19 protein-coding genes are annotated in these 15,850 nt (G+C 62.8%); 10 read left to right on the plus strand and 9 right to left on the minus strand.

Annotation, left to right across the window (positions count from 1 at the left end):
- Positions 1-53: 53 nt before the first annotated feature.
- Positions 54-1,181, minus strand: a complete 1,128-nt coding sequence (locus HL657_RS13205; protein WP_317297279.1) for an IS256 family transposase — start codon at positions 1,179-1,181, stop codon at positions 54-56.
- Between the two features lie 30 nt (positions 1,182-1,211).
- On the opposite strand from HL657_RS13205, the gene HL657_RS13210 reads away from it, so the two are divergent.
- A complete protein-coding gene (locus HL657_RS13210; protein WP_317297280.1) occupies positions 1,212-2,153 on the plus strand; it encodes an RNA-guided endonuclease TnpB family protein in 942 nt (313 codons plus the stop codon).
- A 1-nt stretch (position 2,154) separates the two neighbouring features.
- On the opposite strand, the gene HL657_RS13215 is transcribed toward HL657_RS13210, so the two are convergent.
- Positions 2,155-3,090: a polyprenyl synthetase family protein gene (locus HL657_RS13215; RefSeq protein WP_317297281.1), complete on the minus strand. Its 936-nt coding sequence runs from the start codon at positions 3,088-3,090 to the stop codon at positions 2,155-2,157.
- Positions 3,091-3,208: 118 nt separating this feature from the next.
- Here HL657_RS13215 and HL657_RS13220 point away from each other — a divergent pair, with 118 nt between their 5' ends.
- From HL657_RS13220 to HL657_RS13230, 3 genes are all read left to right on the plus strand, one after another.
- Positions 3,209-4,156 (plus strand): phosphotransferase, encoded by a 948-nt coding sequence (locus tag HL657_RS13220; protein WP_317297282.1) that lies wholly within the window; start codon positions 3,209-3,211, stop codon positions 4,154-4,156.
- Positions 4,132-4,794, plus strand: coding sequence for an HAD family hydrolase (locus HL657_RS13225; RefSeq protein ID WP_317297283.1), 663 nt, complete (start codon positions 4,132-4,134; stop codon positions 4,792-4,794). The genes HL657_RS13220 and HL657_RS13225 overlap by 25 nt, the downstream gene beginning before the upstream one ends.
- Positions 4,795-4,859: 65 nt before the next feature.
- The gene (locus HL657_RS13230; protein WP_317297284.1) at positions 4,860-5,600 is read left to right on the plus strand and encodes a hypothetical protein; all 741 of its coding nucleotides are present in this window, start codon (positions 4,860-4,862) and stop codon (positions 5,598-5,600) included.
- A 189-nt stretch (positions 5,601-5,789) separates the two neighbouring features.
- Here HL657_RS13230 and HL657_RS13235 read toward each other — a convergent pair whose 3' ends face one another.
- The gene (locus HL657_RS13235; RefSeq protein ID WP_317297285.1) at positions 5,790-6,299 is read right to left on the minus strand and encodes a hypothetical protein; all 510 of its coding nucleotides are present in this window, start codon (positions 6,297-6,299) and stop codon (positions 5,790-5,792) included.
- A gap of 207 nt (positions 6,300-6,506) precedes the next feature.
- Here HL657_RS13235 and HL657_RS13240 point away from each other — a divergent pair, with 207 nt between their 5' ends.
- Positions 6,507-6,800, plus strand: coding sequence for a nucleotidyltransferase family protein (locus tag HL657_RS13240; protein ID WP_317297286.1), 294 nt, complete (start codon positions 6,507-6,509; stop codon positions 6,798-6,800).
- Complete coding sequence (locus tag HL657_RS13245) at positions 6,797-7,150, plus strand: HepT-like ribonuclease domain-containing protein (RefSeq protein ID WP_317297287.1); 354 nt, start codon at positions 6,797-6,799, stop codon at positions 7,148-7,150. Before HL657_RS13240 ends, HL657_RS13245 begins: the two co-directional genes overlap by 4 nt.
- A 9-nt stretch (positions 7,151-7,159) precedes the next feature.
- Here HL657_RS13245 and HL657_RS13250 read toward each other — a convergent pair whose 3' ends face one another.
- Both HL657_RS13250 and HL657_RS13255 read right to left on the minus strand, forming a co-directional pair.
- The gene (locus HL657_RS13250) at positions 7,160-7,984 is read right to left on the minus strand and encodes a hypothetical protein (RefSeq protein WP_317297288.1); all 825 of its coding nucleotides are present in this window, start codon (positions 7,982-7,984) and stop codon (positions 7,160-7,162) included.
- A 42-nt stretch (positions 7,985-8,026) separates the two neighbouring features.
- Complete coding sequence (locus tag HL657_RS13255) at positions 8,027-8,512, minus strand: GTP-binding protein (protein WP_317297289.1); 486 nt, start codon at positions 8,510-8,512, stop codon at positions 8,027-8,029.
- Between the two features lie 185 nt (positions 8,513-8,697).
- Between HL657_RS13255 and HL657_RS13260 the strand changes: the two genes are divergently transcribed.
- The 3 genes from HL657_RS13260 to HL657_RS13270 are packed head-to-tail and all read left to right on the plus strand — an operon-like array spanning position 8,698 to position 12,497.
- Entirely contained in the window at positions 8,698-9,051 is a 354-nt protein-coding gene (locus HL657_RS13260) for a hypothetical protein (protein ID WP_317297290.1), read from the plus strand.
- 57 nt (positions 9,052-9,108) lie between these two features.
- A complete protein-coding gene (locus tag HL657_RS13265) occupies positions 9,109-9,645 on the plus strand; it encodes a HEAT repeat domain-containing protein (RefSeq protein WP_317297291.1) in 537 nt (178 codons plus the stop codon).
- Complete coding sequence (locus HL657_RS13270; RefSeq protein WP_317297292.1) at positions 9,642-12,497, plus strand: M1 family metallopeptidase; 2,856 nt, start codon at positions 9,642-9,644, stop codon at positions 12,495-12,497. Before HL657_RS13265 ends, HL657_RS13270 begins: the two co-directional genes overlap by 4 nt.
- Position 12,498: 1 nt before the next feature.
- On the opposite strand, the gene HL657_RS13275 is transcribed toward HL657_RS13270, so the two are convergent.
- Together HL657_RS13275 and HL657_RS13280 are read right to left on the minus strand one after the other, a co-directional pair.
- Positions 12,499-13,338 carry an MBL fold metallo-hydrolase gene (locus HL657_RS13275; RefSeq protein ID WP_317297293.1) on the minus strand — a complete coding sequence of 280 codons (840 nt, stop codon included), beginning with the start codon at positions 13,336-13,338 and terminating at the stop codon, positions 12,499-12,501.
- A gap of 123 nt (positions 13,339-13,461) precedes the next feature.
- On the minus strand, positions 13,462-13,950 hold the full coding sequence (locus tag HL657_RS13280) for an SRPBCC domain-containing protein (protein WP_317297294.1): 489 nt from the start codon (positions 13,948-13,950) through the stop codon (positions 13,462-13,464).
- A 159-nt stretch (positions 13,951-14,109) separates the two neighbouring features.
- On the opposite strand from HL657_RS13280, the gene HL657_RS13285 reads away from it, so the two are divergent.
- Positions 14,110-14,502, plus strand: coding sequence for a hypothetical protein (locus tag HL657_RS13285; RefSeq protein WP_317297295.1), 393 nt, complete (start codon positions 14,110-14,112; stop codon positions 14,500-14,502).
- Positions 14,503-14,511: 9 nt separating this feature from the next.
- Here HL657_RS13285 and HL657_RS13290 read toward each other — a convergent pair whose 3' ends face one another.
- Positions 14,512-15,174, minus strand: a complete 663-nt coding sequence (locus HL657_RS13290; protein WP_317297296.1) for a hypothetical protein — start codon at positions 15,172-15,174, stop codon at positions 14,512-14,514.
- Between the two features lie 70 nt (positions 15,175-15,244).
- Positions 15,245-15,445 (minus strand): hypothetical protein, encoded by a 201-nt coding sequence (locus tag HL657_RS13295; protein ID WP_317297297.1) that lies wholly within the window; start codon positions 15,443-15,445, stop codon positions 15,245-15,247.
- Between the last annotated feature and the right edge of the window lie 405 nt (positions 15,446-15,850).

The raw sequence follows: 15,850 nt of genomic DNA on the forward strand, positions 1-15,850 counted from the left end.
CGGTAACGTCTCAGATCTTCTGTAATTTGTCTGAGCCCTGTCTCCTTGCCTGATCATTCCCTCTCCATGGTCAAATACCTTCTGCCGGTAACCCACTCCTCGTTGATGTCCATCAGGATGGATCCGACCAGCCGGAGAAGGGATTCCTCGTTCGGGAACACGCCTACAACCTTGGTTCTCCGTTTCAGTTCCCTATTGACCCGCTCCACCATGTTCGTCGTTCTGAGCCGTTTCCTGTGCGGTTTTGGGAATGCCGTGTAACTCATAAGCCCGGGGAGGAATCGCTCGATGGTGTTGGCTGCTTTCCGGTACCCCCCGGCATTCAGGTCATCAGCGAGATCCTGGAGTCTCTGCTCACTCCCATACGCCTCCTTCAGCCCCTCTACAACCTCTTTCTGGTGTTTCCGGGGAATATTCCTCAAGACGGCCCGGGTACAATGAACCTGACACATCTGCCAGGATGCACCGAGGAAGGCGGCTTCAGCCGCCTTCTGGATGCCGGTATGCCCATCCGAGACGACCAGTTGAACCCCGGTAAGTCCCCGTGTTTTGAGGTTCTCGAACAGTCCCGACCAGAATTCTTCATTCTCACAGTCGGTGACTCTCGCGCCCAGGATCTCCCGGTAGCCGTCGTCCCGGACGCCGGCGACCACCAGGACCGCTTTGGTGACGTATCGTGCTCCGTCCCGGATTTTGTAGTAGGAAGCATCCACGAAGAGATACGGGATAGCCTGTTCGATCGGCCGCAGGAGGAATGCCTGCACCTGGTCGTCGAGGTTCTTGGCCATCCGGGAGACCGAAGCCGGGGAGAGTTGGTCGATCCCCAGATGACTGACGATCTCCTGGATCTTTCTCGTCGAAACTCCCTGGAGGTAGGATTCGACAATTGCGTTCACCAGAGCTTTCTCCACCCGGGCATAGCGCCCGAAGACCTGTGTCTCGAACGGGAGCTCCCGGAACTGCGGTTTCCGGAGGATTGTCTCCCCGTATCGGGTCTTGAGGGATCGGTCTTTGTAGCCGTTCCGATGCGCTTTCCGCGCATCGGTGCGTTCGTACTGGGCAGCTCCTGCCTGCTGGAGGGCCTCTGCGAGCATCACCTGGTTGAGGAACCCGGTGATGAGGGTCTTCATGCCGTTCTCCTGATCGGAAAGATAATCTTCGATTAACGCTAAGGGATCCATGGCCCTGTTTCTCCTTTGTCCAAATCTAGGTTGGATCCAGGGCCAATTCAATTTTACAGAAGATTCGTTACGCTACCGAAGAATCCGATACAATCCTTTCAGGTACCGCAGCACTACACCGTGGACTTCGAGCAGGGTCGAGTCAAACTCCCGAAGATCGGTGAGATAACAACCGTCTTCCACCGCGTCTTCACCGGGAAGATGAAGTATGCGACGGTTGCTGTGACTTCGACGGGGAAATGGTTCATCAGTATCCTCGTCGATGACGGGAAACCCGAACCAGCACCGGTACCGTTTGCTCTGGATACGACGCTCGGGATCGATGTTGGCCTGGCCGATTTCGCCACCCTCTCGACCGGGGAGAAGATCGAGAACTCCCGATACCTCCAAAACTCTCTTCAGCGTCTGAAAGTGTTGCAACGCCGGGTGTCCCGGAAGAAGAAAGGGTCGAAGAACCGGCAGAAGGCAATCCTGAGACTTGCCCGGTGCCATGAGAAGGTCGCCAACCAGCGCAACGATTTCCTGCACAACCTCTCTTTTCGCGTTGTGAGCGAGAACCAAGCCATTGCAGTCGAATCGTTGAATGTCGCTGGAATGCAAAAGAACTACAAATTGGCACGGAGTATCAGCGACGTGTCGTGGAGCACGTTCTTCGCGATGCTGGAGTACAAGTGCCGGAAGTACGGCAAGACCCTCCTGAAGATTGGGCAATTCGATCCATCATCGAAGATATGCAGCACATGTGGGTATCTCAAGCAGGATCTCGCCCTTGCAGACAGAGAGTGGGTCTGTCCTGACTGCGGGACGACCCACGACCGCGACATCAACGCGGCGATCAATATCAAGAAGTTCGCCCTACAAGAGCAGAATCTTGTTGGAGTATCAGGTGCGGAACGCACCGTCGAGCCTGTGGACTCGCTCCCGATGGGGAGGAGAATGAAGCAGGAAACCCCGCCCTTCAGGGCGGGGTAGTTCACCGTTGCGGAAGCTCGCCGGAGCAGGCAGCCTGGAGCAGGGTCCCGTCATCCGGCGTGCCGCCCCCGATCGTGAGCCCCACGATATCCCGGACCACCTGCCTGAGGGGTTCCGACACCTCCGGCGGCACCTGCTGCCGGCCCAGGTCCGCGATCCGGACGGCCGCACCATCCACCTCCCGCTCGAGCAGACGCTCCAGCGTCCGCCCCGTGCCGTTGTCCCCCGGATGAACGCACCGGAGGAGGAGCGCCTCAGACCCGGGACGGGCGTCCCCATCCCCCACCGCCGGTGCGTACAGGTCCGCGATGTCGTCGGCGATCTGCATCGCCTTCCCGGCAGAGAGGCCGAAGTCCGCGAACGCGGTGACGATTGCCTCCTCCTCCCCCGCCGCCATGGCGCCCCAGGCGGCCGCGAGCGAGAAGAGGCATCCCGTCTTTCTGGCGACGATCGCGTCATAGAGTTCGGCTGCCGGGAGCCTGGGTCCCCCGAGCATCTCCCAGGCCACGCCCCGGGCCATACGCTGCTGGGCCGACGCGAGCATCGTCACGTATCCGGCACCGTAGGGGGCGGCGAGCATGTAGGGCAGCGCAAGGACACCGACGGCGTCGAGGACCGCCCGCCCCTCTCCCCGGGTGAGGTGGAGGGTCGGAGCCCCCCGCCGGACCGTGTCCCCGTCCAGCATATCGTCGAGGATGAGGCTTGCGGCGTGGGCGAGCTCGACGGCACAGGCGAGGTCAAGCGCCTGCCGGGTGGGCACCGCCTCGCGCGTCAGGCCGGCGTGGATGCAGAGAAGGAGCCCCGCCCGCATCCGCTTCCCCCTGGCGAGGAGCGGGAGGACGGCGGGATCAATCGCATCCTCGCTGCTCGCCACCTCCTCGATCCGGCGGTTGACGGCGGGCCCGATCCTCTCAAGATATTCACGGAACGGTATCATGGCTCGTCACTCCCGGGATGCACCGGCACCCCGTTAAGATGTCCTGGCGGTAAAAAAGGTGTGGGTCGTCCGGTGCCGGGGGTATCTTCATTGCCCTGCAGAACCCCAGGGCCTGCAGGTGGCACAGCGGTTGATCGTCGAGAAGAAGGTAGGGCGCCTGGAGGGCGGCGATGCGTTCGGGGACTGGCTCGCGAGCGTCCTCGCCGACCGATTGGCCGGGTGGCGCGGTAAGATCCGGGTCTACCGGGTAGAGCCTGCATCGCACGTCGTCTGCCGGTACGAGTTTGCCGGCACCGGGCTCAGCGTGATCGGCAAGTTCTTCGGTGCACCGACGGGTGCGAAGACCCGCTACAACGCCGATGCAGCGATGAGGAACGAGTTTCGCCGGCTTCGCCACGTATCCGGCTGGATCCGGGTTCCCCATGCCATCGCCACAAACAGCCGGTTCAACTCCGTCCTCGTGACCGAGTATGTCCCGGGGAGGACGCTCCGCGAGCTCCTTGCGGCGGGAGTATCCCTTTACGACCCCCTGACCGGCGTCGCGCACCTCCTCCGCCGGCTCCACGACGGCACGCAGACATCCTGCAAACAGGAACGCGACTTCGCCTACTTCCATGCGGTGCTCGACCAGAACGCTCTTGCGGGCCACCAGAGGAAGCGGTTCGACCGCCTGCTCGGAGCGTGGTGGCACGGCACGCGGCTTGACCCCGATGCCGGCTGCATGGTCCACGGCGACGCCACGCTCAGCAACTACCTCTTCGACGGCGAGACCTGCGCAATCGACTTCGAGGGGGCACGGAACCATACCCACCCGGTCCGCGACCTCGGCATCCTCGCTTCGGAACTCAAGACATCGGGCAGAAGCACCTCGAGGGCAGAAGACTACATCGGCCACCTGCTCTGGCACTACAGCCGGAGCGAGGAAGAGTTCCGGCGCAATACCGCCGTTCTCCCCTTCTTTATGGCGCTCGGATACCTCAGGATAGCAAGGCTGCCCTGGCGGGCGGCGGAACGTGACTGGCTTTTAGCGGAGGCGGAGGCGTGTCTCGCGGCGATCCACCGGTAACAGGGGTCCTCTTCGACTGCTACGGGACGCTCATCGATGTCCTGACCGATGAGCAGGATTTCGAGACCTACCGGTGCCTCTCGCGGTGGCTCATCTACCAGGGCGTCCGGATCATGCCTGAAGTCCTGCAGGACCTCTACGCCGCCCGGGTCAGGGAAGCGGCCGACCGGACCGGGGAGCGCCACCCGGAGGTGCGGGTCGAAGAGATCTTTGCCGGTATCTGTGCCGAACACGCCGTCTGGGAGATTGATGCAGAGCAACTCGGCATCGAGGCTGCCCGGGCGTTCCGGGCCGCGTCGCTCCGGCGCCTCGGTGTCATCGAAAAGAGCCGAAGATTGCTTGATCTCTTCTCCACGAAGAAGACAGGGGTCGTCTCGAACGGGCAGCGGGTCTTCTCAGAGCGCGAGATGCGGGCGCTCGGGCTTTACGGCCGTCTCGGTTTCGTCATCTTCTCTTCGGACCTTGGCTACAAGAAGCCGGACCCGCGGATATACGCGACGGCTCTCCAGCGGATGGAGCTATCCGCTCCCGGCGTCCTCTTCATCGGGGATAACACCGAGAACGATGTCGATGCGCCCCAAAGACTCGGGATGCAAGCGCTGCACGTCGAGGAGGCGTGGAGGCGCTACGGGGTGTGAGCGCGGCGAGGCCACCCACCCGGGGCAGCGGGTTTCATGGGATCCGGGATGCATAAGCCCCAGCAATGGACGAACGACGGTGGCTGGTCACCTTCGGTGCGGGGCTTATCACCCTCTCGGTCGTGCTCTACGCCCTGCATTTCCTGATCTTTCAGGACCTCTTCCACATCAGCATCTACACGCTCGGCGATATTGCGTTCCTCCCGCTCGAGGTCCTCCTGGTGACGCTCGTCTTCCACCAGGTGCTCGCGTCCCGCGACCGGCGGCAGAGGCTGGAAAAACTGAACATGGTCATCGGAGCGTTCTTCTCGGCCCTCGGGACACAGCTCCTGACCTACATCTCCGATAACGATCCCGACCATGATGCGGTCCGGCCGCTACTGCTGGTCGACGATACCTGGACCGACGAGACGTTTTTGGAGGTTGTAAAACGGCTGAGGCGGCATCCCTGCCGTGTCGGGGTGGAAAACGTCGACCTCGCCGCCGTCAAGCGGTTCCTCGGGTCGCGCGAAGACTTCCTCCTGCGGTTGCTGGAGAACCCCGTGCTCCTTGAGCATGAGAAGTTCACCGACCACCTCCGGGCGATATTCCATTTCAATGAAGAACTGCAGCGCCGACCGGACGTCTCCGATCTGCCAGAGACCGACGCGGCCCATCTCGCGGGCGACCTCGAACGGATCTACGGCCTCCTCATCCGCGAGTGGCTGAACTACATGCGCTACCTGCAGAAGAACTACCCGTACCTCTTCTCGCTTGCGATGCGGACAAACCCCTTCGATGAGACGGCGTCGGCGGTTGTGGGATAGAGGAACCGGGACGCAACCTGCAACTGTCAGTGCCCATCGATAATTAGAAGGGCACACTGTCCTTTCAGGACTATCTTCAGGGAGAAATTACGGAGTTACTTTTGTGACCCATACCATTCGACAGAGTTGACAGGGATCTCGACAGGATGGATTTACTTCGGGAAAAGAGAGAGGTAAAGAATCTCCCTTTCACTCCAGCGACGTGACGTCGTCGGCCCAGGTTTCGACGGTGTTTTTGATCGCGTCGTCATGGTAGGATGAGATCCGGACGGTCTTCCTGGTGGAGGTGACGTCATAGTCGTCGCCGGAGGGGTTGTGGCACTTGAGCCGGGCGTAGTAGGTCTCGCCGGGGCCGTCGCGGACAGCAGCGGTTGCGCCCATCGCGGTTGCCAGCGCCGTGTTGCCGAGGACCTCTGCGGCGTTCGCGTTGAACGCGGCGATCGTCGGGGAGAGGAGCGAGACACTCCCAACGCGCTTGCCCTCGCCGCTGAGGTAGAACACCTTCGCTGTGTAGTGCTCGCGACTCCGGACGACCGCATCAACGGTCTGGCCGTCGCGGTCGGTATACCCGACGCACCCGAAGGGGTTGTCGTTGATGACGGCCAGGATGAGGATGTTAAACGACTCTACATCGGTGATCGGGACGGCGAGGTCCCGGACCGCCGTCTTGTTGACGGTGGTCTGCACGAAGTCTGCCATGGTTGGCTCTCCTTGCTTGCCAGGCCTCCCGGGAATGTGACAGACACTTATAGGGTGGACGCGGGAGGGGATTAGTCCGACTTAATCGGAGAACACTGGAAGACCGCCCCTGTCGTGAAGGCTGCCCTGAAGGCCGCAATTCTAGCGATGCAATCATCTGGGGGCAAATTTATATCTTCACCTTCCGATAAGACTGATTGAACAGCCGTGTCCGTCACACAGGATCTGATCCGGAAGAAACGTTCCAGGATTCTCGCAATAGCTAGGCGGCACGGCGCCACGAACCTGCGGATCTTCGGATCGGTCGCCCGCGGCGAGGCCGGGCCGGAGAGCGACCTGGATCTCCTGGTCGACCTGGAGCCGGGCAGGAGCCTCCTCGACCACATCGCGCTCATCCAGGACCTGGAGGAGGCTCTCGGGTGCCGGGTGGACGTGGTGACGGAGACAGCACTCAAGGAACGATACAGAAAGCGGATTCTCGGAGAGGCAGTGCCGCTATGAGGGACGGGAACGAGCGGCTCCTCGATATGCTGGAAGCGATCGAAGAGATTGAGCGGTATGCGATCCGGGGGAGAGATGCGTTTTTGCAGGATGAACTGGTGCAGGTCTGGATGGTTCACCACCTCCAGATCATCGGGGAAGCCGCTGCACGCCTACCTTCGCGCCTGCGAAGCGCTTCTCCCGGCGTTCCGTGGAAACAGGTGATAGGCCTTCGGAACATTCTGGTTCACGCATACTTCCGCGTGGACCCTGACGAGATCTGGGTGGTCGTGGACCGCGATATCCCCGCACTCAGGGAGGAGGTTGTTGCGCTCCTCTCCGCATTCACCGATACAGAAGACGCCGGGTAACCGCTCCCCCTACCCCATCTGCGCCCGGATGTGCTGCACCGTCTCGGGGTACTGCTTCTCGAGCCTGCTCTTTCTGAGGTTCTCCCGCACAATCCACCGGATATCCTGGTCGTCGAGGGTCGCAAGCTGCCGCAGGTACTCAAAGCCGATAGCAGGCAGAGCGGCGACGACCAGGCCAAGCGTGTAGCCGAGCGCCTTCCGAAGCGCGCGGAAGGCCTCGGACTGCCTCTCCCCCGCGGTATAGACCCGGATCAGGGTCTTTCGATGGAGCCTGAACGCCATCTCTGCGAGGTCCGGCTCCGCGAGGAGGTCCGGCTCGGCAACCCCTGCGACCGCGGCCCGCATGGTGAGCCAGGAGCCGCCTTCCACCCAGTCTTCCAGCTCCGGAACAGTCGTGTCACGCTGCCGGGAGAGAAGGTCCTGAAGCCCCATCGTCACCGCTTCCCGGACCCGCCACCGCGGATCGACAGAGGCCTCCGCGAGTTGACTGAGCGCCGCCTCAACGCACGCCGGCGATACGGATCCGATCGCCCCGATACCCCGAACACCGCAGAATGAGAGGAACTCATGCGGGTCTCCCGTCGGCGCATCGTCCGAGGAGACGCAGGCAAGCTCGACGCAAAGGCCCCACAGGACCCGGTGGTCATTGGTATCGGCAACCGCGAACTCCCGCACGGTCTCGGCAAACGCTCCCGCGAGCTCCAGGTTTGCCCGGGGTCCGGGAAGATTGCCTCCCGCGACCAGGTAGGCGAGAAGATCCCCGGCGTTTCCGCTCGAAAGAAAACTCGTGAGCAGCCGGGCGATCTCCCTGATATAGGTCTCATTGCGGGTCATTGTGTGCAGAAGAAAACGACCTTCAGGAAGTAAAAATGATCGCTACCGGGCGGCCAGGGTTGCCACAAAGGCATCGAGTGCCGCATGGACATTCTCGCCGTTCCGCGCAGAGATGGGGTGCACCATCTCCCCGGGGAGATCCCGGCAGACAGCCTCGGGCACCGCACCCGGACTATCGCACTTGTTCGCCATGAACGCGAGCGGCACCTTGAGGTCCTTTAATTGGCCGTAGAGGTGCCGGGTCATCGCGTCCACCCCCGTGGTGGCGTCCACAACGATGATCGCGCCGTCCATCCCCCGCGAGAGGATCTGCCGGACAAACTCGAACCGCTCCTGCCCCGGCGTCCCGAAAAGATAGACCGCCTGGTCCCTCACCGTCAGCCGGCCGAAGTCGAATGCAACGGTCGTGGGACCCTCTTTCGAAGTTGCTTCGATGTGGCGGCTGCGGGGGTCGAGTGCCTGGATAAAACTGGATTTTCCTGCATTGAAGGAGCCGAATACGACAATCTTGAGCCTGCCTTCTGCCATCAGCGTTGTATTGGCACCAGAATGTTTTAGGGTTTCGCTATGCTGACGCCATGGCGAGGATGGAGACGTGTCCGGGCACGTTCGAGAAATGATTTTTCCGGCATCGTGATGGGAGGCAGGATTGGTTCCCTGGCCGGCAGGGAAAAACTTCGCCAACTATATACCGACGGATTCAAAGTACGGGTATGGGGCTGGAAGAGGTGAATCTGGTCGCGCAGGAGATCATGATGACCCTGGATAATCTCCTCCTTGCGGAGAAGCAGGCAAGGCTCCAGGTATTTGCGCTCGAGGAGCAGCAGTATCCCCTGGCTGCGACGTTTGAGATGGTCCGGGATATGGAGGCCGACAGCGCCATCGAGGAGGCTCTCATCAGGTTTGGCTTCGAACATCACACCATCGACAGCGATGCCGAACTCTGGATCTCGGACGAGTATGGTCTGATGGTCTTCCTCTCCTTCACCGCGCCGGACGGGCGGTACTACACCTACAGGATCGTCGCGTTCGACGTTCTCGGCGAAGAAGAAGAGGAGATTGCGTAGCCGTACCAGATGCTATATACCGTAAACGACATCTGGTGTGCAGCAGAACCTGAAGGGATGGAGATGGAACGCTCGGTAAAACGCCTTATGGAAGATAAAGAGAAGCGGCGCGAGGAGTACATCGGCAAGTACATCGAGCAGCTCTCGGACGAGAGCACCCCCTACCGACTGCGGGCGGCCGAGGCGCTCGGGGGGTGCGCCGATCCGCGGGCGGTCGAACCGTTGATCGCCGCTCTCGCCGACCGCGAGAACGAGGTCCGCTGGGTCGCCGCTCAGGCGCTTGGGAAACTCCGCGACGCGCGGGCAATCGAACCGCTGCTGCCTCTCCTCGCCGACCGCGACCGGTGGGTGCGGCGCGGTGCCGCCTGGTCGCTCGGAGAGCTCGGCGATCAGCGTGCGGTCGAACCGCTGCTGCCCCTTCTTGCGGATAAAAAGAAGGACGTCAGGGCGGCCGCCGCCGATGCGCTCGGGAAACTGCACGACCCGCGGGCGGGCGGCGCCCTCTCTACCACACTCGAGGAAGAAGACGAGCCCGAGGTCCGGACGGCAATCCGACGTGCGCTGCGCGAGATAACCGGCGAGGCGGAATTTTGACGGGAGAAGGAGAGCAGAAGAGGCTCTTTCGCTACTACCCGGAGGACTTCGGGGCGCTCCCGGTGCGGGTCGTCCACATGGACCTCACCTTCGATGTCTATGACGGCCACACCCGGGTCGTCTCCGCCCTCACCGCCGAGACGCTTGACGCGCCGTTTGCGTCCCTCGCCCTGAACGCCCGGGATCTCGACATCCTCCGCGTCGCGTGTGCCGGATACGCCGTCACCCATACCTACGACCGCGATGCCGCGATCCTCACCGTCGCCTTCGACCCGCCCGTCCCGCCCCGGACCCGGTTCACCCTCGATACCGAGACGATCTGCCGGCCGAGCACCCACCTCCTCGAAGGGCTCTACTACGACGGTCTCTGCCCCGGCGGGCCGCCTGCCCAGATCACCCAGTGCCAGCAGTGGGGGTTCCAGCGGCTGGTCCCGTGCCTGGACGACATGACCGCCAAGTGCACCTACACGACGGCAATCATCGCTGATGCCGGGTATACAAATACCATATCAAACGGCGATCCCGCGGGACCGCGTCTTCCCTGTGCTCCCGGCCGCTCCATCCAGAGGTACGAGAACACCACGACCCCGATGGCTCCCTATCTCTTCTTCCTCGGGGTGGGGTGCTACGACACCTACCGGCGGGAGTTCGAGTACCCCGACGGTCGGACGTTCACCCTTGAACTCCTCGTAAAACCCGGCTCCGACCCGGGGGGCGCGGAGCGTGCGCTCGCAATCCTCGCGGATGGGGTGATGTGGGTCCACCTCTTCACCGGCCCCGAGCAGTACCGCGACCGGGAGACCCGGCGGGAGATCTGGCGACTCACGCGGGTGCGGGACGAGGCGAAACGCTCCAGGGACTTCTCGAACCTTGAAGGGTCCAGAAGAACGCTTAAGGAACTTATTGCGACCATAACCCCGGGCTACGCCTATACCGGTGCGGTCTACCGGGAGATCGCCATGCAGAACTCCGACTTCGGCGGGATGGAGAACGTCGGAAACACGACGATCGCCGCAAACCGGATCATGCCCGGGCCCGACACGACCGACCCGGCCTTCGAGTACCTGATCCGGGTCAAGGTCCACGAGTACTACCACAACGAGAACGGCTCCGAGGTGACGGGGAGGAGCCCGTTCGAGATCTGGCTCAACGAAGCGGTGACGGTCCACGTCGAGAACCAGCACCACGCCTTCCTCTTCGGCGAGGCCTACTCCCGCATCAAGACCGTGCTCGACCTTCTCGACCCGGCGGCCGGGACGCTCACGCTCGATCGGGGCGCAGGCTCGATGCCGATCGAGCCGGACGGCTTCAACGACCCGAACGACCTCATCACGGGCGTCACCTACGTCAAAGCCCCCGAGTTCGTCAGGATGATCGAGACGCTGATGGGGAAAGAGGCGTTTGCCCGGGGTCTCGCCCGCTACCACGACCGGTTCCGGCACGCGAACGCCTCGCGGACGGACTGGCTGCGCTGCATGGAGGAAGCCGCCGGGCAGGACTTCACAACGATGGCTGCGGTCTGGCTGAAGGAGAAGGAGTACCCCGTCCTCACCGTGGCTCCCGCATACGACCCGGGCGAGCGGCGGTTCACCCTCACCTACCGGCAGAGCCGAACGCCTGCCGGCCGTCTCTGGGAGTTCCCGTTCCGGTTCGCGCTCGTGGATGCCGATGGCCGGGATATCGCAGATACGACCGTCCGGATCGCGGACGAGGCGGGAGAGATCGCCCTCGACGGCGTCGATCCGCCCGCGTTCCTCTCGCTCAACCGCGGCTACTCCTTCTACGGGAAGACAGCATGCCGGCCGCCGGAGGACGAACTCCACCTCCAGGTCATGAAGGACTCCGATATCGTCGGCAGGTTCACCGCGCTCCTCGCGCTTGCCGACCGCGAGATGCTTCGCCTGCTTGAGGACCCGGGCGCAGCCGTCTCCGACCGGTTTGCCGACCTCTGCATCGCCCTCCTCGCTGACGACCACCTCATGGAGGAGGCGGGCGGGCAGTTCCTGACCATCTTCCCCTCAGTCGAAGACGTTCGGTTCACCCACCACTACCGGGCGCTCTACGATGCGCGACAGGCAATTTATGCCGCCATCGCCAGACGGAACCGCGACACTCTCCTCTCGCTCTACCGGCGGGCGTCGGCTGGCGCCCCCACCGGGCCGGGCTCCCTGGAGGAGGAGGCTGCGGCGATCCGGCGGCGGCAGCGCAAAAACGCCTGTCTTTCGATCCTCGCCACCCTCGACACCCCGGAGATCCACGAGCTGCTTCTTCGCCAGTTCCGGGAGGCGACGGCTGCAACCGACCGCCTCGCCGCGTTTTCGCTGATCCTCGAGAGCAGCGCCTCTGAGCGGCTGGAGATCCTTGCAGAGTTCTCCGCCGCGTCGGCAAAAAGCCCCGTCGCGTGGGAATCCTTCCTCGCCACGGTCGCCGGGAGCGACTCCGACGACCTCGTCCCCATCCTGCAGCGGATCGAGTCCTTGCCGGCTTTTGCAGTCGAGCAGGCCGACCAGCAGCGGGCGCTTTATGGGCGGTTCGCACTGAACAGGAAGCGGTCGCTCGAGACCGAAGAGGGGCGGGCCTACCTCGCGGAGGTGCTCCGGCGGCTCGCCCCGGTCAACGAGTACAGCACCGTCCGGGCTCTCGACGCGTTCGCGTTCATCGACGGGATGGGGGGCCGCCACCGGGTTCCGACCGTCGCGGTGCTCGCGGACCTCCTCGCCTCCCTTGATGCGGATGCGTACCCGGCCGTCTACAACAACGCCCGCCGCTTCCTCCTCGGCGCCCCGGAGGCCGTCCGCGCCTACGAGGAGGAGCACGGCGCGATCCCGGCCCTCCGGGAACACGCCCCCTGATCTACCCGTACTCGAGGGTGAGCCCGACGCCCGTCTCCCGGACGTCCGCTACTTTTGCAAGAGCAATCTTTGCCGCAAGGTCGGTGCAGTGGCAGGGGTGGAGCGCCGCCGGCCGCACCTCTGCAAAGTAATCGAGGATCCCCTGTATCTGCTCCTGCGGCGCATCGAGCAGGTGGAACCCGCCGATGACGTCGGCGACCCGGTCTTCTTCACAGACCTCGCATGCCTGCTCGATGATCGAGCAGATGCCGGAGTGAGAACAGCCCGTTATGATGACAAGCCCCTCCGCGGTCTTACAGGCGAGCGCGGTGTCGTCGGCAACGGTGTCGTCCCGGATACCGTCGGGGGTGTAGATGTAGCCACATGGAGGCGTCTTCTCGAACTCGAACCGCCGCTCGATCTCGCCGAGGAAGACCAGGTTCTCTGTCAGCCAGAGGGGGGCCGCGGTGAGGAGGACTTTCCCGTGCCGGAAGAGCTCCTCGACCGAGAGGTGGCACCCGATCTCCCCGACTCCGTCGCAGCTCCTGGTAAGGAACGCATCAGGATGGGCGATGAACGTGGGCTCGATCCGCTCCCGGCCCTCGATAATCGCCTCGGTATGGAGCCGGACGAGGGCATCGAGACCCCAGGTGTGGTCGAGGTGGCCGTGGGAGATGACAATCTCTTCGACACGGAGGAGGTCGATCCCCATCTTCCGGGCGTTGGCGACGAGGATGCCCGAATAGCCGGCGTCGAAGAGGACGCGGGTCCCTCCGTCCTCAAGGTAGATCGAGAGCCCGGGTTCCGCAAGGAAGTAGCGATCGGTGAGGGTGGCGTTATCCACGAGAACCGTCAGTCTCATATGCGGCGTTCACCCCGGGAAATGAGGGGGCGGGAGGCGGCCGGCACAACGGCGCCGGAGACCTCGTCCCGGCAGCGGATCGGGGCCGTGAACGGATCCATGCAGATACTGGGAATGTCCGGGTTAAGAAGGTTTCCCGAGGGCGCTCCGCTCAACCCGCTCCCTGAGTGCACGGTTCATGAGCAGGAACCCAAGATGGGTCGCCCGGAAGGTGCCGGTGAGGTCGACGGCGGGCACCAGCAGCCCGGTGAAGATTTCGGCCTGGACGAACCGGGAACCGTCGCCCTCGGGGGTGATGGTGAACCGGTGTTCGCCGTCGAAAACCCCTGCAATCAGGACGCGGCCGATCCACCGGAGCTCGTGGTCTTTTGCGACCCGCAGCACCCTCGGCCGAAACCGCATGGTCTTTCTTCCCGGAGGCCGGATCTCGACCGAGAGGCATGTCCCCACCCAGGGCTTCCCCTCGATCGAGAGGATGAACGGGTTCCACTCAGGGTAGGCGGCGAAGTCGGTCAGCACCTGCCAGACGACCGCGGGCGGGGCGGCGATGACAGTCTCGGCCCGGACCTCCCGGACCAGGGCCCCGGAGAGTGCCGGCAGGGGAGCGGTCATGTTCTTGTCACGATCGCACTGAATAGGCCGGAAGGGTGAAAAGGTTTTCTTCCTCCCGGTTTTGCGGGAGGAGGAGGGGTGATCCGGGGAGCGGTTGCCCCCAGGGCAGCCGGAGAAAAGAAATCGTTTCTCGCGAAACCATTCTTCCGGAGTGGTACCATGATGGAAACAGGATACGAGACCTACTCCCCCGGAGAGCCAGAAGAACTCGAACCGACCGGCCTCGCAGTCGGCGTGCGGCTCGGGCTTGACCGCTTGAAGGACCTACAGGCACGCCTTGAATTAGAGGTCATCCTCTACTTCGACGAAGACCTCGCCCGGAACTCGACGCTCGATGCCGATTTCGCGGACTTCCGGATCGTTCCGGTGCAGGCCCGGCCGTTCATGCCTCTCGCGGTCTTCCTGCAGGCGATGGCAGAGCACGATCCGGGGTTTGCAGACCGCATGCGCCGGGAGCCTCCGGCGGTCGAGGTCCTGGAGACCGGGACGATCGACCGTTACTCCGGGTGTGTTCTCTGCACAAAGCCGTACGTGAAGGGGCTGCTGCTGTAGCCCGCCGACTTAGCGGCGGGCTGTCCTGCCGCGGGCAGCGGACGCCCGGGTCCCGAGATCGAATTCGGCAAGGACCCGCCGGCAGGTGCAGTGGCTCCCCAGGTGGCAGATAGCGGCTTTCGTCGTCTCGAACCGGACAGGAAAGTCGATCCCGGGGATGATCTCCGGGAGGTCGCCGAACCCGAGCGTGATGTGCGGTGAGTAGTGCTCATATGCAGAGGTCTTCTGGAACCGTAGAAGACAGTCGATGGACGCCGTGGACGCATCTCCCGTAAACATCGCGGGTCCGGCCGAAGGCGCCTGATATGGTTTTACGGCGCTCATCACGGCCTTGTGAAAGAGCTGGAGGATCTCCGCACGGAGGATGTGGAACATGGAAACGGTCTCCCCCATACCTGAGCGGTGTTTCGCGACGGCGTCGATGGTCATGGCCATGGAGGAGCACCGCCGGGTGATTCGGCCCACTTTCGCGGTGATCTCAGGGATATCGCCGCTTCTTGCCGGGAACATCGCGACCGAGATGTGCGGGAGGCAACACTCCCTGTCGAGACGTATCCCCCCGTCCGGGTTGCCGGCAAGCAGGGCCCGGTTCGCACCAATCGCCATATCCATGATCGGGCCGGGCGGCAGGAGGACGATATCGATGGCAACTGTATCGGGAAGTTCGTGCATGAGGCACGAACTGGCAGAAGAAGTAAAAAAGCGTTTTGGGATCGGCGGCCCGCACCGTGACGCCGCCGGTTCACCACCTCACACCGAAGATCGGCTCCTCCTCAACGATGTTCGTGATCCTGCGGACACTCGCCTCCATCGGAACGTCCTTTCCGCTGCAGAGTCCCTCTTTAAGTTGTTGCAGGCCTGCAGCAACCGAGTCGTCCTTCGAACGGACACCGCCTACCGTCACCCTGAACGTCAGTGTCACCAGCCATTGGGTCGTCTCCATCTCTTCCCCCTCGTAATGTGGATGGAGTATACCGCCGGGGGAACATAAAGACAGCTCACGGCACGGAGGGAAAAAAGGTGGCGGACTGATGAGTGAGAACGGAGAGCGGCACGGCGTCATGAGCACTGGAGCATAAGGGCGTATAGAGAGGTATAGAGCGTTGCAACACGAATGGAGGTATGTTTGCGGCCACTCGCCCGGTGAACCGATCCCGTAACGACTCGTCCGTATCCCGAACACAATATATTTTGTAGACGATAAATATGTTTTCCGGGTATACTGCTGTGTTGCATAACTCTGGTTCTTCGACCCACACAGAAAAGATGCCGGACGTCCCTTCCGTCCCTCCATGCCAAGAACCGAACGTTGGGGACGCCCGTACCCTGACAATCGCGACTGGAGTAT

This window comes from Methanoculleus nereidis, from assembly GCF_032944295.1.
Taxonomy (GTDB): Archaea; Halobacteriota; Methanomicrobia; order Methanomicrobiales; family Methanoculleaceae; genus Methanoculleus; species Methanoculleus nereidis.